This is a genomic window from Janthinobacterium sp. TPC_1 (assembly GCF_056037845.1).
The window spans coordinates 5686494-5710715 of sequence record NZ_CP195157.1 but is presented as its reverse complement, the minus strand read 5'-3'; the positions used below and the strand labels follow the sequence as shown (position 1 = coordinate 5710715).

At 63.6% G+C, this 24222-nt stretch carries 14 protein-coding genes and 4 pseudogenes; 14 read left to right on the top strand and 4 right to left on the bottom strand.

Annotated features, from left to right (window positions below):
• Window positions 1-7 precede the first annotated feature (7 nt).
• From nirB to ACQVLG_RS27745, 6 genes and pseudogenes are all read left to right on the top strand, one after another.
• A pseudogene (gene nirB, locus ACQVLG_RS27770) lies at window positions 8-2549 on the top strand (nitrite reductase large subunit NirB).
• 3 nt (window positions 2550-2552) lie between these two features.
• Window positions 2553-2915 (top strand): nitrite reductase small subunit NirD, encoded by a 363-nt coding sequence (gene nirD / locus ACQVLG_RS27765; RefSeq protein ID WP_474291955.1) that lies wholly within the window; start codon window positions 2553-2555, stop codon window positions 2913-2915.
• Window positions 2912-4138, top strand: coding sequence for an NAD(P)/FAD-dependent oxidoreductase (locus tag ACQVLG_RS27760; protein WP_230540695.1), 1227 nt, complete (start codon window positions 2912-2914; stop codon window positions 4136-4138). Before nirD ends, ACQVLG_RS27760 begins: the two co-directional genes overlap by 4 nt.
• Window positions 4139-4149: 11 nt before the next feature.
• Entirely contained in the window at window positions 4150-6819 is a 2670-nt protein-coding gene (locus ACQVLG_RS27755; RefSeq protein ID WP_474291954.1) for a molybdopterin-dependent oxidoreductase, read from the top strand.
• Between the two features lie 62 nt (window positions 6820-6881).
• A complete protein-coding gene (gene cysC, locus ACQVLG_RS27750) occupies window positions 6882-7412 on the top strand; it encodes an adenylyl-sulfate kinase (RefSeq protein ID WP_474291953.1) in 531 nt (176 codons plus the stop codon).
• Window positions 7409-9499, top strand: coding sequence for a diguanylate cyclase domain-containing protein (locus tag ACQVLG_RS27745; protein WP_474291952.1), 2091 nt, complete (start codon window positions 7409-7411; stop codon window positions 9497-9499). The genes cysC and ACQVLG_RS27745 overlap by 4 nt, the downstream gene beginning before the upstream one ends.
• Here ACQVLG_RS27745 and ACQVLG_RS27740 read toward each other — a convergent pair.
• From ACQVLG_RS27740 to ACQVLG_RS27730, 3 genes are all read right to left on the bottom strand, one after another.
• Window positions 9418-10335 (bottom strand): pyridoxal-phosphate dependent enzyme, encoded by a 918-nt coding sequence (locus ACQVLG_RS27740; RefSeq protein WP_230540699.1) that lies wholly within the window; start codon window positions 10333-10335, stop codon window positions 9418-9420. The two genes, ACQVLG_RS27745 and ACQVLG_RS27740, sit on opposite strands and share 82 nt — an antisense overlap.
• 83 nt (window positions 10336-10418) lie before the next feature.
• On the bottom strand, window positions 10419-10922 hold the full coding sequence (locus ACQVLG_RS27735; RefSeq protein ID WP_230540700.1) for a MarR family winged helix-turn-helix transcriptional regulator: 504 nt from the start codon (window positions 10920-10922) through the stop codon (window positions 10419-10421).
• 355 nt (window positions 10923-11277) lie between these two features.
• Complete coding sequence (locus tag ACQVLG_RS27730; protein WP_230540701.1) at window positions 11278-12036, bottom strand: DeoR/GlpR family DNA-binding transcription regulator; 759 nt, start codon at window positions 12034-12036, stop codon at window positions 11278-11280.
• Between the two features lie 193 nt (window positions 12037-12229).
• Here ACQVLG_RS27730 and glpD point away from each other — a divergent pair.
• From glpD to glpK, 8 genes and pseudogenes are all read left to right on the top strand, one after another.
• Window positions 12230-13800: pseudogene (gene glpD, locus ACQVLG_RS27725) on the top strand (glycerol-3-phosphate dehydrogenase).
• Between the two features lie 74 nt (window positions 13801-13874).
• Window positions 13875-14973, top strand: a pseudogene (locus ACQVLG_RS27720) (ABC transporter ATP-binding protein).
• 1 nt (window position 14974) lies between these two features.
• The gene (locus ACQVLG_RS27715; RefSeq protein WP_474291951.1) at window positions 14975-16075 is read left to right on the top strand and encodes an ABC transporter ATP-binding protein; all 1101 of its coding nucleotides are present in this window, start codon (window positions 14975-14977) and stop codon (window positions 16073-16075) included.
• Window positions 16075-16959, top strand: coding sequence for a carbohydrate ABC transporter permease (locus tag ACQVLG_RS27710; protein WP_034754965.1), 885 nt, complete (start codon window positions 16075-16077; stop codon window positions 16957-16959). Before ACQVLG_RS27715 ends, ACQVLG_RS27710 begins: the two co-directional genes overlap by 1 nt.
• Window positions 16956-17762 carry a carbohydrate ABC transporter permease gene (locus ACQVLG_RS27705; RefSeq protein ID WP_070256602.1) on the top strand — a complete coding sequence of 269 codons (807 nt, stop codon included), beginning with the start codon at window positions 16956-16958 and terminating at the stop codon, window positions 17760-17762. Before ACQVLG_RS27710 ends, ACQVLG_RS27705 begins: the two co-directional genes overlap by 4 nt.
• 31 nt (window positions 17763-17793) lie before the next feature.
• On the top strand, window positions 17794-18069 hold the full coding sequence (locus tag ACQVLG_RS27700; protein ID WP_070222334.1) for a DUF2160 domain-containing protein: 276 nt from the start codon (window positions 17794-17796) through the stop codon (window positions 18067-18069).
• 71 nt (window positions 18070-18140) lie between these two features.
• A pseudogene (locus tag ACQVLG_RS27695) lies at window positions 18141-19872 on the top strand (ABC transporter substrate-binding protein).
• A gap of 83 nt (window positions 19873-19955) precedes the next feature.
• Window positions 19956-21449 (top strand): glycerol kinase GlpK, encoded by a 1494-nt coding sequence (gene glpK / locus ACQVLG_RS27690; RefSeq protein ID WP_474291950.1) that lies wholly within the window; start codon window positions 19956-19958, stop codon window positions 21447-21449.
• On the opposite strand, the gene ACQVLG_RS27685 is transcribed toward glpK, so the two are convergent.
• Entirely contained in the window at window positions 21450-24188 is a 2739-nt protein-coding gene (locus tag ACQVLG_RS27685) for an ankyrin repeat domain-containing protein (RefSeq protein ID WP_474291949.1), read from the bottom strand. It abuts the gene before it with no gap.
• Window positions 24189-24222: the final 34 nt, after the last annotated feature.

Genomic DNA, 24222 nt, shown 5'->3' with positions numbered 1-24222 from the left:
CCACCCCCTGAAGATCGTCGTCCTTGGCCATGGCATGGTCGGACATAAATTCCTCGAACGCCTGGCGCTGGAAAACGCGCCGCACTTGTCCGTCACCGTCTTGTGCGAAGAGCCGCGTCCCGCCTACGACCGCGTACACCTGTCCGAATTTTTCAGCGGCAAGTCGGCCGAGGATCTGTCGCTGGTGGCGCCCGGCTTCTTCGACAAGGGCAACGTCGTGTTGAAGCTCAATGCGCGCGCCGTATCCATCGACCGCGCGGCGAAAACCGTCACAGCCAGCACGGGCGAAGTCTTGATCTACGACAAACTCGTGTTCGCCACCGGTTCCACGCCGTTCGTGCCGCCGCTGCCGGGCAAGGAGAGGGATGGCTGCTTCGTCTACCGCACCATCGAAGACCTGGAAGCCATGCTGGCCTGGGGCGCCAAGTCCACCACGGGCGTGGTGATCGGCGGTGGCTTGCTGGGCCTCGAATGCGCGAAGGCCTTGCGCGATTTGCAGCTCGACACCCACGTGGTGGAATTCGCGCCGCGCCTGATGGCCGTGCAGGTCGACGAGGGCGGCGCGCGCGTCCTGCGCCGCAAGATCGAGGAACTGGGCGTGACCGTGCACACGCAAAAGAATACGCTGGCCATCCTTGATGGCGAATCTGCCACGCACCGCATGCAGTTCGCCGACGGCAGCCACCTGGAAGCGGACATGATCGTCTTCTCGGCCGGCATCCGCCCGCGCGACGAGCTGGCGCGCGCCTGCGGCCTGGAGGTGGGGCCGCGCGGCGGCATCGCCATCGACGACAGCTGCGTCACGTCCGACCCGGACATCTACGCGATCGGCGAATGCGCGCTGTGGGGCGGCCTGGTGTTCGGCCTGGTGGCGCCCGGCTACGAAATGGCGCGCATCGCTGCCCGCCACCTGTTGCAGGAGGAGGGCGAAGCGTCGTTCAAAGGGCGCCGACATGAGCACCAAGCTCAAACTGATGGGCGTGGACGTGGCCAGCCTGGGCGACCCGCACGGCAATGCGCCGGGCAGCCGCTCCTACCAGTTCATGGACGAGCGCAAGCAGATCTACAAGAAGATCGTCGTTTCCGACTGCGGCAAATACCTGCTGGGCGGCGTGATGGTGGGCGACGCCAGCGAATACGGCACGCTCTTGCAGATGATGCTCAATAAAATCGAGCTGCCCGAGTTCCCCGAATTCCTGATCCTGCCGCAGGCGGACGGCCAGCAAAAGGCGGGACTCGGTGTGGACGCCTTGCCCGATGCGGCGCAAATCTGCTCGTGCAACGACGTGTCGAAAGGCGCGCTGTGCGCGGCCGTCGCCGATGGCGCGACCACCATCGCTGCCCTCAAAAGCTGCACAAAGGCCGGCACCGCCTGCGGCGGCTGCGTACCGCTGGTGACGCAGATCATGAAGGCGGAAATGCAGAAGCAGGGTCTGGCCGTGAACAACCACGTGTGCGAACACTTTGCCTACTCGCGCCAGGAACTGCACCACCTGGTCCGCGTGGGCAAGATCCGCAGCTTCGGCGAACTGCTGGCCGCCCACGGCCAAGGCCTGGGCTGCGACGTGTGCAAGCCCGTGGCGGCAAATATCCTCGCCTCGTGCTGGAACGATTTCGTGCTGACGCCCGTCCACGCCGGCTTGCAGGATAGTAATGATTATTTCCTTGGCAACATCCAGAAGGATGGCACGTATTCCGTCGTGCCGCGCATGCCGGGCGGCGAAGTGACGGCCGACGGTTTGATCGCCGTGGGCATGGTGGCGAAAAAATACGGCCTCTATACGAAGATCACGGGCGGCCAACGGGTCGACCTGTTCGGCGCCCGCGTGGACCAGTTGCCGGCCATCTGGGAAGAGCTGATCGCGGCCGGCTTCGAATCGGGCCACGCCTACGGCAAATCCTTGCGCACGGTCAAATCCTGTGTCGGTTCCACCTGGTGCCGCTACGGCGTGGCCGACAGCGTGGGTTTCGCCATTCAACTGGAAAACCGCTACAAGGGCTTGCGCACGCCGCACAAGATCAAGTTCGGCGTCTCGGGCTGCACGCGCGAATGCGCCGAGGCGCAAGGCAAGGACATCGGCCTGATCGCCACGGAAAAGGGCTGGAATTTGTACGTGTGCGGCAACGGCGGCATGAAGCCGCGCCACGCGGAACTGATCGCCTCCGATCTCGATGAAGCCACCCTGGTGCGCTATGTCGACCGCTTTTTGATGTTCTACGTGCGCACGGCCGACCGCCTGCAGCGCACCAGCGTGTGGCGCGACAACCTGGAAGGGGGCCTCGATTACCTCAAGCGCGTCATCATCGACGACAGCCTGGGCATCGCCCACGAGCTGGAAGCGGACATGCAGCACGTGGTCGACACCTATGCCTGCGAGTGGAAGGAAGCCGTGTCCAACCCCGCCGTGCGCCAGCGTTTCCGCCACTTCGTCAACAGCGGGAAGAACGATGAAAACGTGGTGTTCGTCGAAGAGCGGGGCCAGATCCGGCCCGCTACACCCCTTGAACGCCGCAGCACCGTGATCCCCATCCTTGCCGTGGAGGCGTGAGCCATGAATGCAATGAATGAATTGAACAGCGCCAGCGCCGACAACTGGACGGCCATCTGTCCCCTGACCGACATCGTACCCGACACGGGCGTGTGCGCGCTGCTGCAGGGGCGCCACGTGGCCGTGTTCCGCGTCGGCGATGCCGCGCCGCGCGTGTACGCCATCGACAACGTCGACCCGAACGCGGGCGCTTCCGTGCTGTCGCGGGGTCTGGTGGGCAGCATCGGCGAGCGCGTCGTCGTCGCCTCGCCCATCTACAAGCAGCATTTCGACCTGGCCAGCGGCGAGTGCATCGAGGCGCCGGAGCATTCGGTGGCCGCCTGGCCGGCGCGCGTGTTCGGCGGCATGGTGTGGGTGGCCATATGAACACCGCCGCACGGCCGTCTTTAGTCGTGGTCGGCAACGGCATGGCCGGCATGCGCACGGTCGAGGAATTGCTGAAACTCGCGCCGGACCTGTACGACATCACCGTGTTCGGCGCCGAACCGCACGGCAATTACAACCGCATCCTGCTGTCCCCGGTGCTGGCCGGCGAAAAGACGGTGGACGACATCATGCTGCACACGCGCGACTGGTATGCGCACAACGGCATCACCCTGCACGCGGGCGACCCCGTGGTGCACATCGACCGGCAGGCGCGCACGGTGCAGGCGCTGTCCGGCATCGAGGTGCGCTATGACCGCCTGCTGCTGGCGACCGGTTCCACGCCCTTCATCGTGCCCGTGCCGGGCCACGAACTGCCCGGCGTGATCGGTTTTCGCGACATCGACGACGTCGACACCATGCTGCGGGCGGCGCGCAAGCACCGTCACGCGGTCGTCATCGGCGGCGGCTTGCTGGGACTGGAAGCGGCCAACGGCCTGCAGCGCCAGGGCATGGACGTCACCGTCGTGCACATGAGCGGCGCGCTGATGAACCAGCAACTCGACGCGCCCGCGTCGCTGCTGCTGAAAACGGCGCTGGAAGCGCGCGGCCTGCGGTTTTTAATGCATGCGCAAACGTCCGCCATCATGGGCAGCGTCCGCGTGGAAGGCGTGCAGTTTGCGGACGGCAGCAGCATTCCCGCCGACCTGGTGGTGATGACGGCCGGCGTGCGCCCGAACATTGCGCTGGCGCAAGCGGCCGGCCTGCATTGCGAGCGGGCCATCGTCGTCGACGACTGCCTGCAAAGCTACGACCCGCGCGTGTATGCCGTGGGCGAATGCGTGCAGCACCGGCGCGCCACCTTCGGCCTGGTGGCGCCCATCTGGGAACAGGCGCGCGTGTGCGGCGCGCACCTGGCCGGCGCCGGACACCGCCGCTACGTGCAGCAGGCCAGCGCCACCAAACTGAAAGTGACGGGCATCGACCTGTATTCGGCCGGCGACATTCTCGGCGGCGAGGGCAGCGAAGACCTCGTGCTGCGCGACCCGCGCCGCGGCATCTACAAGCGCCTCGTGGTGCAGGGCAGCCGCCTGGCCGGCGCCGTGCTGTATGGCGACGTGCAGGACGGTCCCTGGTATTTCGACCTGATCCAGCAGCGCCGCGACATCAGCAAGCTGCGTGCCCATTTATTGTTTGGCCAGGCGCTGTGCGCCCAGGCCGCCTGACAGGACATTCCATGACAAGCTGCGCGCCCGTAAAAACCACTTGCCCATACTGCGGCGTCGGCTGCGGCGTGGAAGCGACACGCCTGCCCGACGGCGCCATCCGCATCGCCGGCGACGCCAGCCACCCGGCCAACCTGGGCCGCCTGTGCGTGAAAGGCTCGGCGCTGGGCGATACCCTGGACCTCGACCAGCGCCTGCTGCAGCCGCAGGTGCGCGTCGACGGCGTGCTGCAGCGCACTTCCTGGGACTTTGCGCTGGATCAAGTCGCCGGCGGCCTGCGCGCCATCATCGACGAGCACGGCCCCGACGCCGTCGCCCTGTACGTGTCGGGCCAGCTGCTGACGGAAGATTATTACGTGGCCAACAAGTTCATGAAGGGCTACGTGGGCAGCGCGAACATCGATACCAATTCGCGCCTGTGCATGTCGTCGGCCGTGGCGGGACACAAGCGCGCGTTCGGCGAGGATATCGTGCCCGGCTGCTATGAAGACCTGGAACTGGCCGACATGATCGTGCTGGTGGGCTCGAACACGGCCTGGTGCCACCCGATTTTGTTCCAGCGCATCGCCCGCATCAAGGAAACCCGGCCGGAGATGAAACTGGTGGTGATCGACCCGCGCCGCACGGCCACCTGCGAGCTGGCCGACCTGCACCTGCCCGTGAAACCGGGCACCGACGTGTGGCTGTTCAACGGCTTGCTGTGCTATCTGGCGAAGGAGGGCGTGATCGCCGACGCTTTCGTCACGCGGCACAGCCGCGGCCTCGATGAGGCGCTGGCGGCCGCGCACGCGGATTGCGGCGACCCGCTGCAGGTGGCGCGCATCTGCAAGGTCGACCCGCAAGCCCTGCTGGCGTTTTACCAGGCGTTTGCCGCCACGCGCAAGGTCGTCACGGCCTTTTCGCAGGGCGTGAACCAGTCATCGAGCGGCACGGACAAGGTCAACAGCATCATCAACTGCCACCTGGCGACGGGCCGCATCGGCCAGCCCGGCATGGGGCCGTTTTCGCTGACGGGCCAGCCGAATGCCATGGGCGGGCGCGAAGTGGGCGGCCTGGCCAATATGCTGGCGGCGCACCTGGAGCTGGACAACCCGCTGCACCGCGACACGCTGCAAACGTTCTGGGACGCGCCGCGCATCGCGCACAAGCCTGGCCTGAAGGCCGTGGAACTGTTCCACGCGATCGAAGCGGGCAAGGTCAAGGCCGTGTGGATCATCGCCACCAATCCCCTGGTCAGCATGCCGGACGCTGACCAGGTGCGCCGCGCGCTGGCCAAATGCGAGCTGGTGGTGGTGTCGGACATCAGCGCCGGGTCGGATACGAACGCGCATGCCGACGTGCTGCTGCCCGCGCTGGGCTGGGGCGAAAAGGATGGCACGGTGACCAATTCCGAGCGCCGCATCTCGCGCCAGCGCGCGTTCTTGCCGGCGCCGGGCGAGGCGCGCGCCGACTGGGACGTGCTGTGCGACGTGGCGCGGCGCATGGGCTATGCGGGTTTCGATTTCACGTCGCCGCAAGCGATTTTTGCCGAGCATGCACGTCTGTCGACCTTCCGCAACGGGGCGGAAACGGCGCGCCTGTTCAATCTGGCGGGCCTGGAGAACCTTGATGCAGCGCAATACGACGCCCTGGCGCCGCAGCAGTGGCCGCCGGGCCGGGCGCGCCTGTTCGGCGACGGCCGCTTCGCGCATGCGGACGGGCGCGCGCGCTTCGTGCCGACGGCGCCGCGCGCGCCGCGCAACGCGCCCGACGAAGACTATCCGCTGATCCTGAACACGGGCCGGGTGCGCGACCAGTGGCATACGATGACGCGCACGGGCAAGGCGGCGAAATTGTCCGGCCACGTCGCCGAAGCGTTCATCGACATCCACCCGCAGGATGCGCTGCTGTACAGCGTGCGCGAAGGCGAACTGGCGCGCATTTCCAGCGCCTGGGGCGCGATGGTGGCGCGCGTCGTGCATGGCGGCGGCATCGCGCGCGGCCAGGTCTTCGTGCCGATCCACTGGAGCGACGCGAATGCCTCCGATGCGCGCGTGGGCGCCGTCATCAATCCGGTCGTCGATCCCGTCTCGGGCGAGCCGGAATTCAAGCACACGCCCGTGCGCATCGAGCAATTCCGCGTGCACTGGCATGCGTTTGTGCTGAGCCGCACGCCCTTGAACCTGGACGGCGTGGCGCACTGGACGCGCGTGCAGGGCGAGCAGTTTTTGCGCTACGAGCTGGCGGGCCGCCAGCGCATCGCCGACCTGGGCGCCTGGGCGCGCGCGCTGCTGGGCGTCACCGACCCGGATGCCGATTGGCTCGATTACGCGGACGCCAGCGCCGGCGTGTACCGCGCCGTGCACCTGGACGAAGGGCGCATCGCGCAATGCGTGTATGTCTCGCCCCGGCCCGACCTGCCGTCGCGCAGCTGGCTGGCCAGCCTGTTTGCGCACGCGCAAATGGAGGCGCTTGATCGCGCCGGCGTGCTGCTGGGCCAGCCCATCGGCAAGGGCGCTGACGCCGGCCCCACCGTGTGTTCGTGCTTTGGCGTGGGACGCAACACCATCTGCGCCGCCATCGTGGAGCAGAAGCTGACGACGACGGCGCAGGTGACGGCTTGCGTCAAGGCGGGCGGCAATTGCGGCTCCTGCGTGCCCGAGATACGACAGTTGCTGCTTGAGGCGCGCAGCGCGGCCTGAAAATCTGTCCTTTCCGGCACGGCTTTGTTATATTGCCAGCTCTATAACAGAGAGGCAGTGCGATGACAGCAGCACAACACCCCACGGTCTGGCTGACGGGCTTGAGCGGCGCCGGCAAGACCAGCATCGCCGACGCATTGGCGCGCCAGCTCAAGGCGCAGGGCCGCGCCGTGGCGGTGCTCGACGGCGACCAGCTGCGCCACGGCTTGAACCGCGACCTCGGTTTTACGCCCGAAGACCGGCATGAAAACATCCGCCGCACGGCTGAAGTGGCGCGCCTGATGAACGGGGCGGGCCTGACCGTCATCGCCGCCTTCATTTCGCCCTACCGCGCCGACCGGGCCATGGCCGCCGCCATCATCGGCGCCGCGCATTTCATCGAAGTCCACGTCAGCACGCCGCTGGCCGTGTGCGAGGCGCGCGATCCCAAGGGGCTGTACGAAAAGGCGCGCGCGGGCCAGCTGGCGCAATTCACGGGCATTTCCGCGCCCTATGAAGCGCCGCTGGCCGCCGCCCTGACGCTCGATACCCAGGTGCTGGCGCTGGACGAGTCGGTCGAGCGCATCTGCCGGTACCTGCGGCAGCGGCCGTGACGACCTGGCGCAAACGATTGCGCCGGCGCCTGCCGGCCAGCCTGAAGGCGCGCATGAGCGTGGTCGTCTTCCTGCTCGTGCTGGCTGCCGTGGCTTCGCTGGCGCTGGCCACCCTGGCCGTGGCCGAGCGCGGCATGCGCGACGTCACGGGCCGGCAGCAGTACGTATCGCTGGCCAGCGCCGCCGTCTTCATCGACGAGGAGCTCGACGCGAAGCGCAACGTGCTGCGCGCCATCGCCGACAGCCTGGCAGCCGGCGGCGCGCACGACGGCGCCAGCCTGCAGCGCTTCCTGGCCGCGCAAACGGTGCTGGGCAAGGAGTTCTATACGGCCGGCGTGGTGGCCAGCGATGGCTCCCTGCTGGCCAGCGTGGGCCCCTTCAAGCCGCAGGCGGGGATGAACGTGACAGGCCGCCCGTACTTCGACCAGACGCTGGCGGCCCGGCGCTCGGTGATTTCCGCGCCGCTCAACGGCAGCATTTCCGGCATGCCCATCGTGGTGGTGACGCAGCCCGTGTTCGACGCGCAGGGCGCCGTGCGTTATGTGCTGGCGGCCAGCGTCAATCTGCGCCAGCCCGATTTCCTGGGGCGCCTGGGCGCGCTCAAGCCGGGTCCGGGCGGCTACCTGTACATCATGACGAGTGAAGGCGTCATCGTCGAGCATCCCGACAAGTCGCGCATCATGCAGCATATCGAAGCGCATGGCCCCATCAGCGAACCGACGCGGCGCGCCATGCAGGGTTTCGAGGGCTGGATGACGGGCACCACCACGCAAGGCGTCGATGCGCTGTTCGCCTACCACCGCATCGCCGCCACCGGCTGGATCCTGGCGTCCGTGTATCCCATGCGCGACGCGTTCGCGCCGCTGCACGCCATCCGCAGCAAGATATTGCTGGCCGCCGTGCTGCTGGCGGCGCTGGCAGGGCTGGCCGGCTGGCGCGTGGTGCTGCGCCTGCTGCAGCCTTTGGCGCGCCTGCGCCACCATGTGCATGAAATCCGCCGCCAGCGCCTGGGTATCGAGGCGCTGCAGATCGAGCGGCGCGACGAGATCGGCGACTTGAGCCGCGATTTCTATTCGCTGGTGGCCGAGCGCGAAATCGCCGTGGCGCAGACGCGCGACAGCGAGCGGCGCCTTAAGCTGCTGACGGACCACGTGCCCGTGGTAATCGTCTACATCGACCGCGAGCACCGTTACCAGTTCATCAACGCGACGTTTGAAAAATGGTTCGGCAGGTCGCAGCGGGAAAGCCTGATGCAGTCGATCCGCGAGGTGCTGGGGGAGGAAGCGTATCAATTGCGCGAAGCCTACCTGCGGCGCGCCTTTGCGGGCGAAGAAGTTGAATATGAGTTTACCGTCGATGGCGTGGGAGAGGCTGGCCAGCGGACCTTCCAGACCAGTTACGTGCCCGACGTGGGCGAGAGCGGCGCGGTGGAAGGCGTGTATGGCCTGATCCACGAAATCACCAAGACCAAGGCCGTGCATACGGCGCTGCAGTTCGCCGCCGCCACCGACACCCTGACGGGCATCGCCAACCGGCGCCGCTTCGACGAACAGCTGGCGCAAAGCATGCAGCGCACGCGTGCGGCACGCGCGCCGATGGCGCTGGCCTATCTCGATATCGACCGTTTCAAGGCCATCAACGACAGCCTGGGACACAAGGCGGGCGACGAGGTGCTGAAGGAATTCGCCGCGCGCCTGGTGCGCAGCGTGCGCGCCAGCGACCTGGTGGCGCGCCTGGCCGGCGACGAATTCGTGATCGTTTTTGAAGGCGTGAACGGCGCGGCCGAAGTGCGCCAGATCGGCGCGAAGATCATCGACGCCATCCGCCAGCCGTTTGCGCTGGCCGGCGGCCCGCTGCCGGTGACGACCAGCATCGGCATCGCCATCTTCCGCGAAGGCGCGCTGACGCCGGCGCGCAGCTGCTGGACCTGGCCGACCAGGCCCTGTATGCGGCCAAGGGGCAGGGCCGCGACGGCGTGGCGCTGCTCGAGGCGGCGCCGTAGGCGCTACAGGGTGGCAGTCCACTGGTCCAGCTGCTGCGTGGTGGCCGTCACGCCGCCGCAGACGATGACGAGCACGTTGCGGTAGGGCGCCAGTTCCGGCGCCTTGCCGTAGACGGCGGCCAGCGCCGCGCCGCAGGCCGGTTCCACCACCAGGCGCTGGTCGCTGATAAAACGCTGGCAGGCGTCGACGGCGGCGCGGTCCGATACCACCACGCTGTGCAGCAGGCGGTTCTGGCTGATGGCGTAGGCTTGCGCGCACACCTGGCGCGCGGCCAGCGAGGTGGCGATGCTGCTCACGGCGGGCAGGGCCACGTGTTCGCGCGCGGCCACGGCGGCCGCCAGCGAAGCGGCGCCCTCCGTTTCCACGGCCACCAGGGCCACGTCGTCCCAGCCGTTGCGCTGCAAGCCCTCGGCCACGCCGGCCAGCAGGCCGCCGCCGCCCACCGACAGCACGACGGCGTCCGGTTTCAGGCCCGCGCGGGCCACTTCATCGATCATGCCGGCATGGCCTTGCCACAGCAGCGGGTCGTCGAACGGGTGCAGAAAGGCGTCTTGCGGCGTGAGCATCGATTGCGCCAGCGCGTTGGCTTCTTGCCAGGCGGCGCCGTGCACGATGACTTCGGCGCCTTCCTGGGCGATCAGGGCCCTGGCCCGTTCGCTGGTCGTTTCCGGCACGACGACGACGACGGGAATGCCCAGCTGGCGTCCCGCATAGGCGACGGCGATGCCGGCATTGCCGCCGGAAGAGGAGATGAAGCGGCTGGCGCCGCGCCGCGCGTATTCTTCGCACGCCAGGCCGATGCCGCGGATCTTGAAGGAGCCGGGCGGCTGCAAGGCTTCGAGCTTGAGCCAGATGGCGCGTTCGCTGTGCAGGCTCAGGGCGCGCGAGTTGAGCAAGGGAGTTTCGATATGCAGGGCCATGCGTGTTCCTGGTAAACAGTCAGGCCAGCATCATAGCCGAAGCGCCCGCGCCACCGTGTCACCCTTGCCGCATGTGTTACTGCTTAGTTCAGCGGGGCGTTCTTGAGCTGGTGCGTGCGCGCCACTTCCTTCATCGCTTCGAGCAGGTCGTCGCGCAGCTGGCGCGGCAACTGGCCGAAGAATTCCTCGTCGTTCTGGTCGGCCATCCCGGCCAGCACGGGCACCAGCGCCTCGCCTTCCGTGGTCAGTTCGATCGAGTGCTGGCGGCGGTCGGCCAGCAGGATGGACTTGCTGACCATGCCCTTGCTTTCCAGGCGGTCGATCAGCTTCGACACGGCGCCCTTGCTCATGCCGGACACTTGCGCCAGCACCGTGGGCGAGGTGCAGCCCAGGCGGAACATTTCGCGCAGCACCACCCATTCGGACACAGTCACGCCATTGGCTTCCGCTTTTTTCTGGAAGCTGTGGGAAACGTGGTTGGAAACGAAACGCAGCCAGTAACCGAGATGGGCTTCCAGCTCGCTGACGGGAACGCTGTTGGGATGGGCGGCTTGCGGCATGGCGGCCGTTTCAAAATTATGGCTCATTTCTTTTCCTTCACTAGGCGGCGTTGCCGGCATGGTTAAGGCCTTCACGCTTGCTGTCGAGTGGTTTGTTTGGGAACAATCATCGTGCTTGAGGTATTTCTAACACTGTTTTCACAGGAAATCACTTACCGGCAAAGAATTTTTCCTTTTTTCTTGCTCTGGATAGATAAAAAACAATATCAAGCGAATAATCGTATTGCCAGAGAGGAAGATTAAAAAAATAACTCATGTTGCATCAATGGTAACAGCATTTTTGCCGAATTGATAAATATTTCATATCATTTCGTCTGCTGACCAACGCCAGATGTATTGCCCACGCGACAGCGCGCGGTTTTCCTTCAGAAATGCGGCCCGTTCAGGCCAGCACCACCTTCACGCCCGCTTCGCGCAATACTTCGGCAAAGCGGGGCGGCGGCGGCGCATCCGTAAACAGGATGTCGACTTGCGCCAGGTCGGCCAGCCGCACCAGCGCCTTGCGGCCGAATTTATGCTGGTCGGCCACCAGCCACACTTCGCGCGACTGCTCGATGATCGCTTGCGCCACTTTGACTTCACGCGCGTCGAAGTCGCGCAGGCTGCCGTCTTCATCGATGCTGGAAATGCCGATGATGCCGATGTCGACCTTGAACTGGCGGATGAAGTCGATGGTGGCTTCGCCGACGATGCCGCGGTCGCGTCCGCGCACCACGCCGCCGGCCACGATGACTTCGCAGGCGGCGTTGTCGGCCAGGATGGCGGCCACGTTCAGGTTGTTCGTCACCACGTGCAAGCCCGTGTGCCGGCCCAGCGCGCGCGCCACTTCCTCGGTCGTCGTGCCGATATTGATCAAGAGCGAACAGCCGTGCGGCACCTGTGCGGCGACGGCGGCGGCGATGCGCCGCTTGGCCTCGCTGTTGAATACTTGCCGCTGGCTGTAATCGATGTTTTCCACGGACGAGGGCAAGCCCACCCCGCCGTGGTAGCGGGCCAGCAGGCGCGCTTCCTCCATCTGCTTGACGTCGCGGCGCACGGTTTGCGGCGTCACGTCCAGCTGCTGCGCCAGCTCTTCGACGGACATCGTGACCTTCTGGCGCACCACTTCGAGCAGGCGGCGCTGGCGGGGATTCAAAATCATGGGCTTGTCTCTTTAAAAATCACAAACGAACAAAAACGAACAAATAGTGATAAAAATATGTTGCTATCGATTCGCAATCTGGCGTATCTTATCCATATTGCATTCGAATTACAGCTGTATTGATCTTAACGACAGTCGCCGGCGATGCCTAGTCTTTCCTCGCCGGCCTTTCCCCGACAGACACGGAGTCCCGATGGCGGCAGCACAGCAAGGTGTGGAGACAACGATGGCATGCGACGTGCTGGTGGTCGGCGGCGGCATCAATGGCGCCGGCATCGCGCGCGACGCGGCCGGGCGCGGCTTGTCCGTGGTGCTGTGCGAAAAGGACGACCTCGCTTTCCACACCTCGTCCGCCTCCACCAAGCTGATACACGGCGGCCTGCGCTACCTCGAATACTATGAATTCGGCTCGTGCGCAAGGCGCTGATCGAGCGCGAAGTGCTGCTGCGCTCGGCGCCGCACATCATGTGGCCCTTGCGCTTCGTCATGCCGCACGCCCAGGGCCAGCGCCCCGCCTGGCTGATACGCGCCGGCCTGTTTCTGTACGACATGCTGGCGAAGCGCGAAATCCTGCCTGGCTCGCAGGGCATCGACCTGGCGCGCCACGCGGCCGGCAAACCGTTAAAACCCCAGTTCAAGCGCGGCTTCGTGTATTCGGACGGCTGGGTCGACGATGCGCGTCTGGTGGTCTTGAACGCCATCGACGCGGCGGACAAGGGCGCGACCATCCTCACGCAGACGCGCTGCACGGCCCTGCGGCGCGAGGGAGCGGGTGCGGACGCTTGCTGGCAGGCGACCCTGCTGCAAGGCGACGGGCGCGAGCTGTCCGTACGCGCGCGCAGCGTCGTCAATGCGGCCGGGCCGTGGACGGCCGAATTCCTGCAGCAGGCGGCGCCCGGCGGGCAGGGCCGGCATTTGCGCCTGATCAAAGGCAGCCATATCGTCGTCAAGCGCCTGTTCGAGCATGATCACGCGTACATCTTCCAGCATCCGGACGGGCGCATCGTGTTTGCCATTCCGTATGAGCACGATTTCACCCTGATCGGCACCACCGATCTCGACTATCACGGCGACAGCGGCAAGGTGGAAATCGACGGCGAGGAAATTCGTTACTTGTGCGAGCTTTCCAGTTACTATTTCAGCAAGCCCGTCAATCCAGAAGACGTGGTGTGGACGTATGCGGGCGTGCGCCCGCTGGTGGAAGACGCGGCGGCCGATGCCAAGGCCGTCACGCGCGATTACCGATTCGAGCTGGACCGGGAAGGCGCGCCGCTGCTGAGTGTTTTTGGCGGCAAGATCACCACGTTTCGCAAGCTGGCGGAAGAAGCGCTCGATGTGCTCGCACCGTTGCTGGCGCCGGTGCCAGGCAATACGCTGCCGGCCTGGACGGCCAACGCCTGCCTGCCCGGCGGCGACGTGTTCGGCAGCACGCCGCAGAACCGCTCCGTGCGCGAGTTCGGCCAGTTCGTGCAGGGCTTGCAGCGCGACTATGCGTGGCTGCCGGCGCCGCTGGTGGCGCGCTATGCGCGCGCCTACGGCACGCGCATCCACGTGCTGCTGGCCGGGCGGGCGGAGGTGGCGGCCATGGGCGAGGAAATCGCCGCCGGCCTGTACGCGGCGGAAGTGGACTATTTGCGGCGCCATGAATGGGCCGTCAGCGCGGCCGACATCCTGTGGCGGCGCTCCAAGCTGGGCCTGCACCTGCCGCGCGGGACGGCGGGCACGCTCGACGCCTGGCTGTTGCAGCATCCGTTGTCGTCGTAAGCAGCACACGTAAGCGACCGCACCCCGCAGAGGGCGCGGCGAAGAATAAGAACACATCACTGGAGGAGAAGCGCGTGCAACTGGTACTGGACAAGATCAGCAGGAAGCAGGGGGCTGACGACTTTTTATATCCGATGTCGCTGGCATTGGTGCCGGGCGCCATCAACGTCTTGCTGGGCACCACGCGTGCCGGCAAGACGACCCTGATGCGCGTGATGGCGGGCCTGGACAAGCCCAGCGGGGGCACCGTCACGGCCGATGGCGTGGACGTGACGGGCGTGCCCGTCAGCCGCCGCAACCTGGCCATGGTGTACCAGCAATTCATCAATTATCCGGCCTTTACCGTCTACGACAATATCGCCTCGCCCTTGCGCTTGCGCAAGGTGCCCGAGGAACAGATCCGCACCAAGGTGCTGGCGCTGGCCGAGCGCCTGCACATCACGCCCTATCTGCAGCGCACGCCGGGAGAGTTGTCCGGCGGGCAGCAGCAGCGCACGGCGCTGGGGCGTGCGCTGATCAAGGATGCGTCATTGCTGCTGCTGGACGAGCCCCTGGTGAACCTCGACTACAAACTGCGCGAGGAATTGCGCCGCGAATTGACGGAACTGTTTTCCAGCGGCAGCACGACGGTCGTGTACGCCACCACGGACGGAGCCGCTGGAAGCGCTGCAGCTGGGCGGCCACGTTGCCGTGCTGCATGAAGGACGATTGCTGCAGCAGGGGCCGACCCTGGACGTCTTCAACGCCCCCAATTCCATCGATGTGGCGCGCACCTTCAGCGACCCGCCCATCAACCTGATTCCCGCCCGCGTGAGCGCCGATGGCGTGGCGCAGGCGGCCGACGGCCTGTCGATACACCTGAGCGGCGCGCAGCGCGCCCGCCTGGCGGGCCGCACGGACGTGATCCTCGGCGTGCGCGCGCACAGTCTGCATTTATCTCCCCAGTCCGAAGGCGACGTGGCCATCGCCGCTACGGTGGACCTGGCGGAAATCAGCGGCTCGGAAACCTATGTGCATGCGCGCCGGGGCGACCTGGCCCTGGTGGCCCAGCTCGGCGGCGTGCACAACCTGGAGATCGGCAGCGCCTGCACCGTGTATTGCCAGCCGCACGCCTTGCTGATCTTCGCCGATGACGGCGGGCTGCTGTTTGCTCCTGCGCAAGGAGGAGCTTGACATGGCGCGCATCGAACTGGTGGACCTGGCCCACGCCTACAAACCGAACCCGGCGGCGCCCGCCGACTATGCGCTGCGGCCCATGAGCATGGAGTGGCACGACGGCGGCGCGTATGCCTTGCTGGGACCGTCCGGCTGCGGCAAGACGACCTTGCTCAATATCATTTCCGGCCTCGTGAAACCGTCGCATGGCAAGGTGCTGTTCGACGGCAAGGACGTGACGCAGCTGCCGACGGAAGCACGCAATATCGCGCAAGTGTTCCAGTTTCCCGTCATTTACGACACCATGACCGTGCACGATAACCTGGCGTTTCCGCTGCGCAATCGCGGCTGGAAAGAGAGCGAGGTGAAAAAGCGCGTGCAGCAGGTGGCGCAGATGCTGGAATTGACGGGCGACCTGAAGCTGCGCGCCAGCGGCTTGTCCGTGGATGCCAAGCAAAAGATTTCGCTGGGGCGGGGGCTCGTGCGCCCCGACGTGGCGGCCGTGCTGTTCGACGAACCGCTGACGGTGATCGACCCGCATTTGAAATGGCTGCTGCGCAGAAAGTTGAAGGAAATCCACCACGAATTGAAGTTATCGTTGATCTACGTCACGCACGATCAGGTGGAAGCCTTGACCTTTGCCGACCAGGTGGTCGTCATGACGCAGGGCGAAGTGGTGCAGACGGGCAGCGCGCAGGCGCTGTTCGAGGAACCCGAGCACACGTTTGTCGGCTATTTCATCGGCAACCCGGGCATGAACTTGCTCGATTGCAGCCTGGACGATGGCGGCGTGCGCGTGGCGGGGCAGCTGCTGGCCGTGTCCGCCGCCGCCCGCGCGGCCCTGGCTGGCGCGCAAGGGAAAATCACGCTGGGCGTGCGGCCCGAATTCGTCGCATGCTTGAAGGCGGGCGAGGGCGGCGCGGGCAGCGATCACTGCCTGGACGCCACGGTGACTGCCGTGCGCAACATGGGCACGCATTACCTGGCGGAATTCCAGCTGGGCGGCGCGACGGTGGCGGCCAAGTTGCGCGCCATCGATGCGGTGGTGGGCGATGCTGTGCGGCTGCGCTTTCCGCCGCAACGCACCTTGTTCTATGTCAACGATAAGCGGGTGGCCTGATGATACATAACGGTAAAACCGATAACAACCGCCGCGCCTGGCTATTGATCTTGCCCGTGCTGCTGTGCGTGGCCTTTTCCGCCATCCTGCCCCTGATGACGGTGGTCAATTATTCCGTGCAAGATATTCTGAGCCCCACGCAAAAGGTATTCGTGGGCACGGAATGGTTCCGCATGGTCATGCTGGACGGCGACTTGCACAGCGCCTTGCTGCGCCAGCTGCTGTTTTCCGGCTCCGTGCTGGCCATCCAGATTCCGCTCGGCATCCTGATCGCCCTGTGCATGCCGGCCGATGGCTGGAAGGCGTCGCTGGCGCTGGTGCTGATCGCGCTGCCCTTGCTGATTCCCTGGAACGTGGTGGGTACCATCTGGCAAATCTTCGGCCGCGGCGACATCGGCCTGATGGGCTACACCCTGAACCAGCTGGGTTTTGACTACAATTACAACGGCAATTCGCTCGACGCCTGGCTGACGGTGATGGTGATGGATATCTGGCACTGGACGCCGCTGGTCGTGCTGCTGTGCTATGCGGGCTTGCGCGCCATTCCCGACGCGTATTACCAGGCGGCACGCATCGACGGCGCCTCGCGCCTGGCCGTGTTCCGCTACATCCAGCTGCCGAAACTGCGCAATGTGCTGATGATCGCCGTCTTGCTGCGCTTCATGGATAGTTTCATGATCTACACGGAACCGTTCGTGCTGACGGGCGGCGGACCGGGCAATGCGACCACGTTCCTGTCGCAATACCTGACGCAAAAGGCCGTGGGCCAGTTCGACCTGGGGCCGGCCTCGGCCTTTTCACTGATCTATTTCCTCATCATCCTGCTGTTCTGCTTTGTGCTGTACACGTGGATGCAGCGCGTCGGCACGGGAGACCAGAAATGATGCACAAGAAAATGAGCAGCACCATCCTCGTGGTCTTTTTGCTGGGCTCGCTGTTGCCCATCTACTGGATGCTCAATATGTCGCTCAAGACCAACGAGGAAATCGTGGGCGTGTTGAGCCTGTGGCCCCAGCAACTGACGTTCGCCAACTACCACACGATTTTTACCGACCGTTCCTGGTACAGCGGCTACATCAATTCCATGATCTACGTGGCCTTGAACATGGTCATGTCGGTCACGGTCGCCTTGCCGGCCGCGTACGCGTTTTCCCGCTATAACTTTGTCGGCGACAAGCATCTGTTCTTCTGGTTGTTGACCAATCGCATGACGCCGCCCGCCGTCTTCCTCGTACCGTTCTTCCAGCTGTATTCGACGGTGGGCCTGATGGATACGCATCTGGCCGTGGCGCTCGCGCACATGGTGTTCAACGTGCCGCTGGCCGTGTGGATTTTGGAGGGATTCATGTCCGGCGTGCCGAAGGAAATCGACGAGACGGCGTATATCGACGGCTACAGTTTCCCCCGCTTCTTCATCCGCATTTTCTTGCCGATGATCAAGTCCGGCGTGGGCGTGACGGCGTTCTTCTGCTTCATGTTCAGCTGGGTGGAGTTGCTGCTGGCGCGCACCTTGACTTCCGTCAATGCCAAGCCCATCGCCGCCACCATGACGCGCACCGTCTCGGCGGCCGGCATGGACTGGGGCGTGCTGGCGGCGGCCGGCGTCTTGACCATCGTGCCCGGCGCGCTGGTGATCTGGTTCGTGCGGCATTACATTGCCAAGGGTTTCGCGATGGGGAGGGTGTGATATGGAAAATACAAGCGATAGCACGGCCAGCCTGTTCGGCTGGATGGCCTGGACGCCGGAAGTGGCCATCTTCTTCATCTGCATCGGCTTGATGCTGGCCGGCATGACGGTGTGGCAAATCCGTTCGCCCAGCATCGAACGCAAGGGCTTTTTGCCCATGCCGACGACGCGCGGCGACCGCCTGTTCATCGGCTTGCTCACGGCGGCCTACGTGAATCTGGCCTGGGCGGGATTTACGGAAATGCAGCAGGCGATAGGTGCTGCCATCAGTTTTGTCATTTTATTAGTGGTAATGCGTTGGGGATGACCGGCTTGCCGGTGTTGATGGAGGCCGGACCGTCAGCAGGCGGCCGGCAATAAAATAAAAGGAGATTCACGATGAAATTGAAGTTCACGGTCTTCGCGGCTGCGGCCATGCTCGTGTCGAACGCGGCCCTGGCCGACGCCAAGCAGGCGCAAACCTGGATCGACAAGGAATTCCAGCCATCCAGCCTGAGCAAGCAGCAACAGCTTGCTGAAATGAAATGGTTCATCGATGCGGCGGCCAAGCTGAAAGCCAAGGGCATCAAGGAAATTTCCGTGGTCTCGGAAACCATCGACACCCACGTCTACGAATCGAAGACCCTGGCCAAGGCCTTCGAGGAAATCACGGGCATCAAGGTGCGCCACGACATCATCCAGGAAGGCGACGTGGTGGAAAAGCTGCAAACGTCCATGCAGTCGGGCAAGAGCATCTATGACGGCTGGATTTCCGATTCCGACCTGATCGGCACGCATTACCGCTATGGCGCCGTAGAACCGCTGTCCGACTACATGGCTGCCAAGGGCAAGGAATTCACGAATCCCGGCCTGGACTTGAAAGATTTCATCGGCATCAGCTTCACGACGGCGCCCGATGGCAAGGTATACCAGCTGCCCGACCAGCAATTTGCCAACCTGTACTGGTTCCGCGCCGACTGGTTCGCGCGCAAGGATTTGCAAGCCAAGTTCAAGGCCAAGTATGGCTACGAGCTGGGCGTGCCGCAAAACTGGTCCGCGTATGAAGACATCGCCGATTTCTTCACGAATGACGTGAAGGAACTGGACGGCAAGAAAGTGTATGGCCACATGGATTACGGCAAGAAAGATCCATCCCTGGGCTGGCGTTTTACGGATGCGTGGCTGTCGATGGCTGGCGCGGCCGACAAAGGGCATTCCGAACGGCATGCCGGTCGACGAGTGGGGCATCAAGGTGGCGGCCGACAAGTGCACGCCCGTGGGCGCCTCGATGTCGCGCGGCGGCGCCACCAATTCGCCGGCGGCCGTCTTTGCGCTGACGAAATATATCGACTGGATGAAGAAATACGCGCCGCCGCAGGCGAACGGCATGAATTTCTCGGAATCGGGCCCCGTGCCGGCGCAGGGCGAAATCGCCCAGCAAATCTTCTGGTACACGGCATTTACGGCCGGCATGACGAAACCGGGTTTGCCAGTAGTCAACAAGGACGGCACGCCGAAATGGCGCATGGCGCCGTCGCCGCACGGCCCGTACTGGAAAGAGGGCATGCAGAACGGCTACCAGGACGTCGGTTCCTGGTTCCTGTTCAAGTCCACGCCCGATGACCGCAAGGCGGCCGCCTGGCTGTACGCGCAATTCGTCACCTCGAAAACCGTATCGCTGAAGAAATCCATCGTCGGCCTGACCTTCATCATCCGCGATTCCGACATCCGCCACGATTATTTTACGAAGCACGCGAACGAATACGGCGGCTTGATCGAGTTCTACCGCAGCCCCGCCCGCGTGGCGTGGACGCCGACGGGCAACAACGTGCCCGACTATCCGAAGCTGGCCCAGCTGTGGTGGAAGAACGTGGCCACGGCCATCACGGCGGAAAAAACGCCGCAAGCGGCCATGGATAACCTGGCCGAGGAAATGGACCAGGTCATGGCGCGCCTGCAGCGGGCCGGCATGAAGGCGTGCGCACCGAAGCTCAATCCGAAGGTCGATCCGAACCAGTATCTGTCGGACCAGCACGCGCCATGGAAAAAGCTGGCGAATGAAAAGCCGAAGGGTGAAACGATTGCTTACGATAAATTATTGCAGGCTTGGAAAGAAGGCAAGGTAAAGTAGTCGTGTAGACTTCTGCCGCCGCTTTCCCGGGGCACGGGCGCTTGTCCGTGCCCTTTTTTCACTGTATAGCCGTAGTAGCGACCATGACCAAATACATACTTGCTTTAGACCAGGGCACCACCAGTTCGCGCGCCATCCTGTTCGACCATGCGGGCCGGCCGCACGCCAGCGCGCAGCGCGAATTCCGCCAGATTTTCCCCCAGCCGGGCTGGGTCGAGCATGACGCGAACGAAATCTGGGCCTCGCAAGAGGGCGTGCTGCAGCAGGTGCTGCGCGACAGCGGCGTGGCGGCAAGCGACGTGGCCGCCATCGGCGTGACCAACCAGCGCGAAACGACGGTGCTGTGGGACCGCGCCACGGGCGAGCCCGTTGCCAATGCCATCGTCTGGCAAGACCGGAGAAATGCGGCTTACTGTGAGCAGCTGGTCGAGCAGGGCAAGGCAGACTTGATCCAGCGCAAGACGGGTCTCGTGCTGGACGCTTATTTTTCCGCCACCAAACTCAAATGGCTGCTCGACAACGTGGAGGGCGCCCGCGCGCGCGCCGAGCGGGGCGAGCTGGCCTTTGGCACCGTCGATAGCTGGCTGATCTACAAGATGAGCGGCGCCCACTTGACGGACACGAGCAACGCGGCGCGCACCATGCTGTTCAACATCCACACCCTGCAATGGGACACGGACCTGCTGGCGCTGCTGGACATTCCCGCCTCGCTGCTGCCCGACGTCGTGCCATCGAGCGGCGTGGCTGCGCACACCTACGTTGACCTGCTGGGCGTGGCCGTGCCCATCGCCGGCATCGCGGGCGACCAGCAGGCGGCCACCTTCGGCCAGGCCTGCCTGAAGCCGGGCATGGCGAAGAATACCTACGGCACGGGTTGCTTCATGCTGATGAACGTGGGCAAGCGCCCCTTGCCATCGAAAAACCGGCTGCTGACGACCGTGGGCTGGAGCCTTGGCTCTGATGCAAATCAAACGGATTACTTGCTCGAAGGCAGCGCCTTCATTGCGGGTGCGGCCGTGCAATGGATGCGCGACGGCATCGGCATCATCCGCGACTCATCCGAAGTGGAAGCGCTGGCCACCAGCGTGCCCGACTCGGGCGGCCTGGTCTTCGTGCCCGCGTTCGCGGGGCTCGGTGCGCCGTACTGGGACCCGTATGCGCGTGGCACCCTGATCGGCATCACGCGCGGCACGGGCAAGGCGCACATCGCGCGCGCGGCATTGGAGGGCGTGGCCTACCAGAACGTGGACGTCCTGTCCGCCATGCAGGACGACGCGGGCATTGCGCTGTCCGAATTGCGCGTCGACGGCGGCGCGGCGCGCAACGACATGCTGATGCAGTTCCAGGCCGACATCTTGAACGTGCCCGTGGTGCGTCCCGTGGTGACGGAAACGACAGCCCTGGGCGCCGCCTACCTGGCTGGCCTGGCCGTGGGCTTCTGGACGTCGCAGGAAGAAATCGCTGCCCAGTGGCAGGTGGGACGCCGTTTCGAACCGAAGATGGCGGCCGACGAGCGCCTGAGCCGGCTGCACAAGTGGCAGCGGGCGGTGGAGCGCTCGCGCGACTGGAGCGAGTGACTAGCGGACATTTTTCCTTTCGCCGAGTTGATCATCGCGTGCAGCGTTTGTCAGCATTGCAATAATCTGATCGAAGTCCTGTTTTGATCCAATGCTGCGCCGATAGTGCGTTGCCATCATGTTCCGGAAGCCTGGCAAGTCAATCAGGATTTTTTTTGCCAATTCCAACGGTGTCTGGTGAAAAGAGTTTTCCTTCGCTGCGAGGTGTGCTTGATGTTCGATCACAAGGGATGCGATGTCGGCGTAGCCCATGCGCGCGGCCGTATGGAGCGCGGTGTTCGCTTCATCGTAGGTGACCCTGGACGTGTCTGCCTGATGTGTCAACAGCATGGAAACACAGTTTTTTGACCGGGCAGTAACTGCCGCATGCAAGGCGGTGCGTCCCAGGTAGTCCTGGGCATTCACATCGGCGCCGGCACTCAGGAACGCCAGAGTCAGTTGCGCATCGCTTGCATCGGCCGCCATCATCAAGGGCGTCTGCCCTTTGAAGTCTGCCATGTTGACTTGTTTGGGCCACGCTTCAGCCAGCAGATGAATGGCGTGGCGCCAATGGGCCACGAGCTTTTCCATCTTGCTTACTTCGCCTTGCAGGCTGGAAGAGACTTCGGCACGCAGCAGGGGCAGCTGTTTTGCAAGGTCACCCTGTATCTTCAGCCATGCCATGAGCACGGAGTTACTCCGCACCTCACGAATAGTGCCTTGTCTGAATGTTTTTGCATGGTGTTTCATCCAGACCTTCAGGGCATCCCAGCGGCCTTCGATGATGATAGGAAGAGCCTCCTGGATGAATGCCTGCGATTGATTTTTTGCCAATGGCTGCACGCTTTCCGTTCCGGGGTAGGGTTGGTAGAGTTTGTCCCAGAAGTAGTCGGAAACGCCTATAGCGGTGTCTTCCAGGGATGTCACCTGGTCCGGAAACATGCCATAGGCAAGCATATTACGATGGTATTTTTCGTGGTTGTTAGGAATCAAGCCCAGATTTGCGACTTCGATGGCAAACGCATCCCTGGCGATTTCACCGCGCAGAGTGCCGAAATTTCCGTCGTCGCAAGCGTCGAGGGCCGCTCGCATCAGCTTTGCCGCGTCGTCGAATGCGTTTTGCGCCACAAGGTGTCTGGCGCGGTACTGCAGCAAGGGCGCTTTCCATGTCGCATGGCCAGCGCTGGCTTCGGCTTCTGTAAGGAGCGCCTCCACCCTGTGCTGGACATCGGTTGACCTGTTTGTGTGACGGGAATTCAAAAGCTCGGCCAGTTCCAGGACGCTGGCGCCAACCATTTCGGCAGGCGTTGCAGCCAATTCCCGCAACCGTTGAATCGCCAGCAGCCTGGTTTTCAAGGGTAAGGAAGTCGATTTTGCAACATGGCTGACGACGGCATAGCTGGCTTCACCCTGGAGCGTCCGCCAAGGGGAGGCGGTACGGACTCGCTCCAGCAAGCGCTGTAATCGGATGTTCTCTTCATATTCTTCCTTTATTCGCCGGCATTTGCTTGCGATAAGGGTTGTGGCAGTGTCCATATCGAGCGCTACGAGGTCTTCCAGAGCATCGCCTTCAGCGAGTTTCGCGAACCGGCGCGTCAGCAGGTCGGCCACAGGGAGATGCCCCTCGTTTTTAATGGAAGGCAAGATCGACAGAAAGATATCCGCTTTGTCCCAAGGGGGCAGCCGTGACTCGAACAGGATGTCTTCCTCATCCTGGGTGTCGGAATTTTTCCAGGCATCAATGGTCAGGTTGTAGATGGTGCCGAAGATGCCCGCCAATTGCAGCAGCTTGTTTTGAGACGGGTCTGTACAAGTTGCCTGTACGCCCGGGCAGAGGAACTTCAGCAATCTGATGTATCCATCCTGCACCATGCGGGCGACCCGCAATCGTTGCCGGATCATGGCCATGCCTGGTTTTGCATAGCGTGTCAACAGTGCCTGCACGAAAACCAGTTTCTCGTCGTCGCTGGCGGATTCATCCATGATAGCTTCAAGCCGCCCGGGCTGCGTCATCGGAATCTGATCGCGAAGGTCGTCCGCAGATAAATTCCTGGATTGAACGAAGGCGAGGGCAGCTTCAAATTTGACTTGCTCAGCAAGGTCTTCTGCAAGCTCAAATACGCCTTTGAACACCAGGTTGGCGTCGTCAGAGAAGTATTCATTGATCGACGTGACGCGCGGGATAGATGTGTTTTTCCAGTTGTGCAAGTTCCTGACGATGGAGTCCCTGTCGGTATTGCCGTCGCCAGGCGATTCTGCCCCGACGCCTGCCTTGCCGATGGAACAGTCCAGCAGGTCGATGAGCCAGTCGACAACGTGCGGCACAGGCAGCTCCATTGTTCCCGTAATGACATTCACGTGAGGCAAGAACCAGAATGCTCCGCCGGGCATTCCTTTGTCGAAAGCCCCGTCGAGATTCCAGAACGCGATTCTGCGGGCCAAGGTCGGAACATAGCAGTATCCGAGAAGATGCCATACCACCTGGCGCTGGTCGGCATCCGCGGTCCATGTGTTGAGTTCAACAGCCTTGTGATACCCCTCCCATTCGCTCATTCCAAGGACTGCATCCCGGCAAGCTGCCGCATCCATATCCAGGCTATTCAAGATGGCGCCACAAACGTCAGTCGCCATCTCCTGATGGTTTTTGTTGCGCATGCCGAGATTGGCGAATTTGTCCTTGACCTTGCTTGAATAGGGAACTAAATCAAGGCTTTGATGGATTTCAAGTAATAGCGCTTCAAAGGAAGGAATGGTTGCCATTGTTTTTTATCTTTCATTGTTTTGATTGCAACAA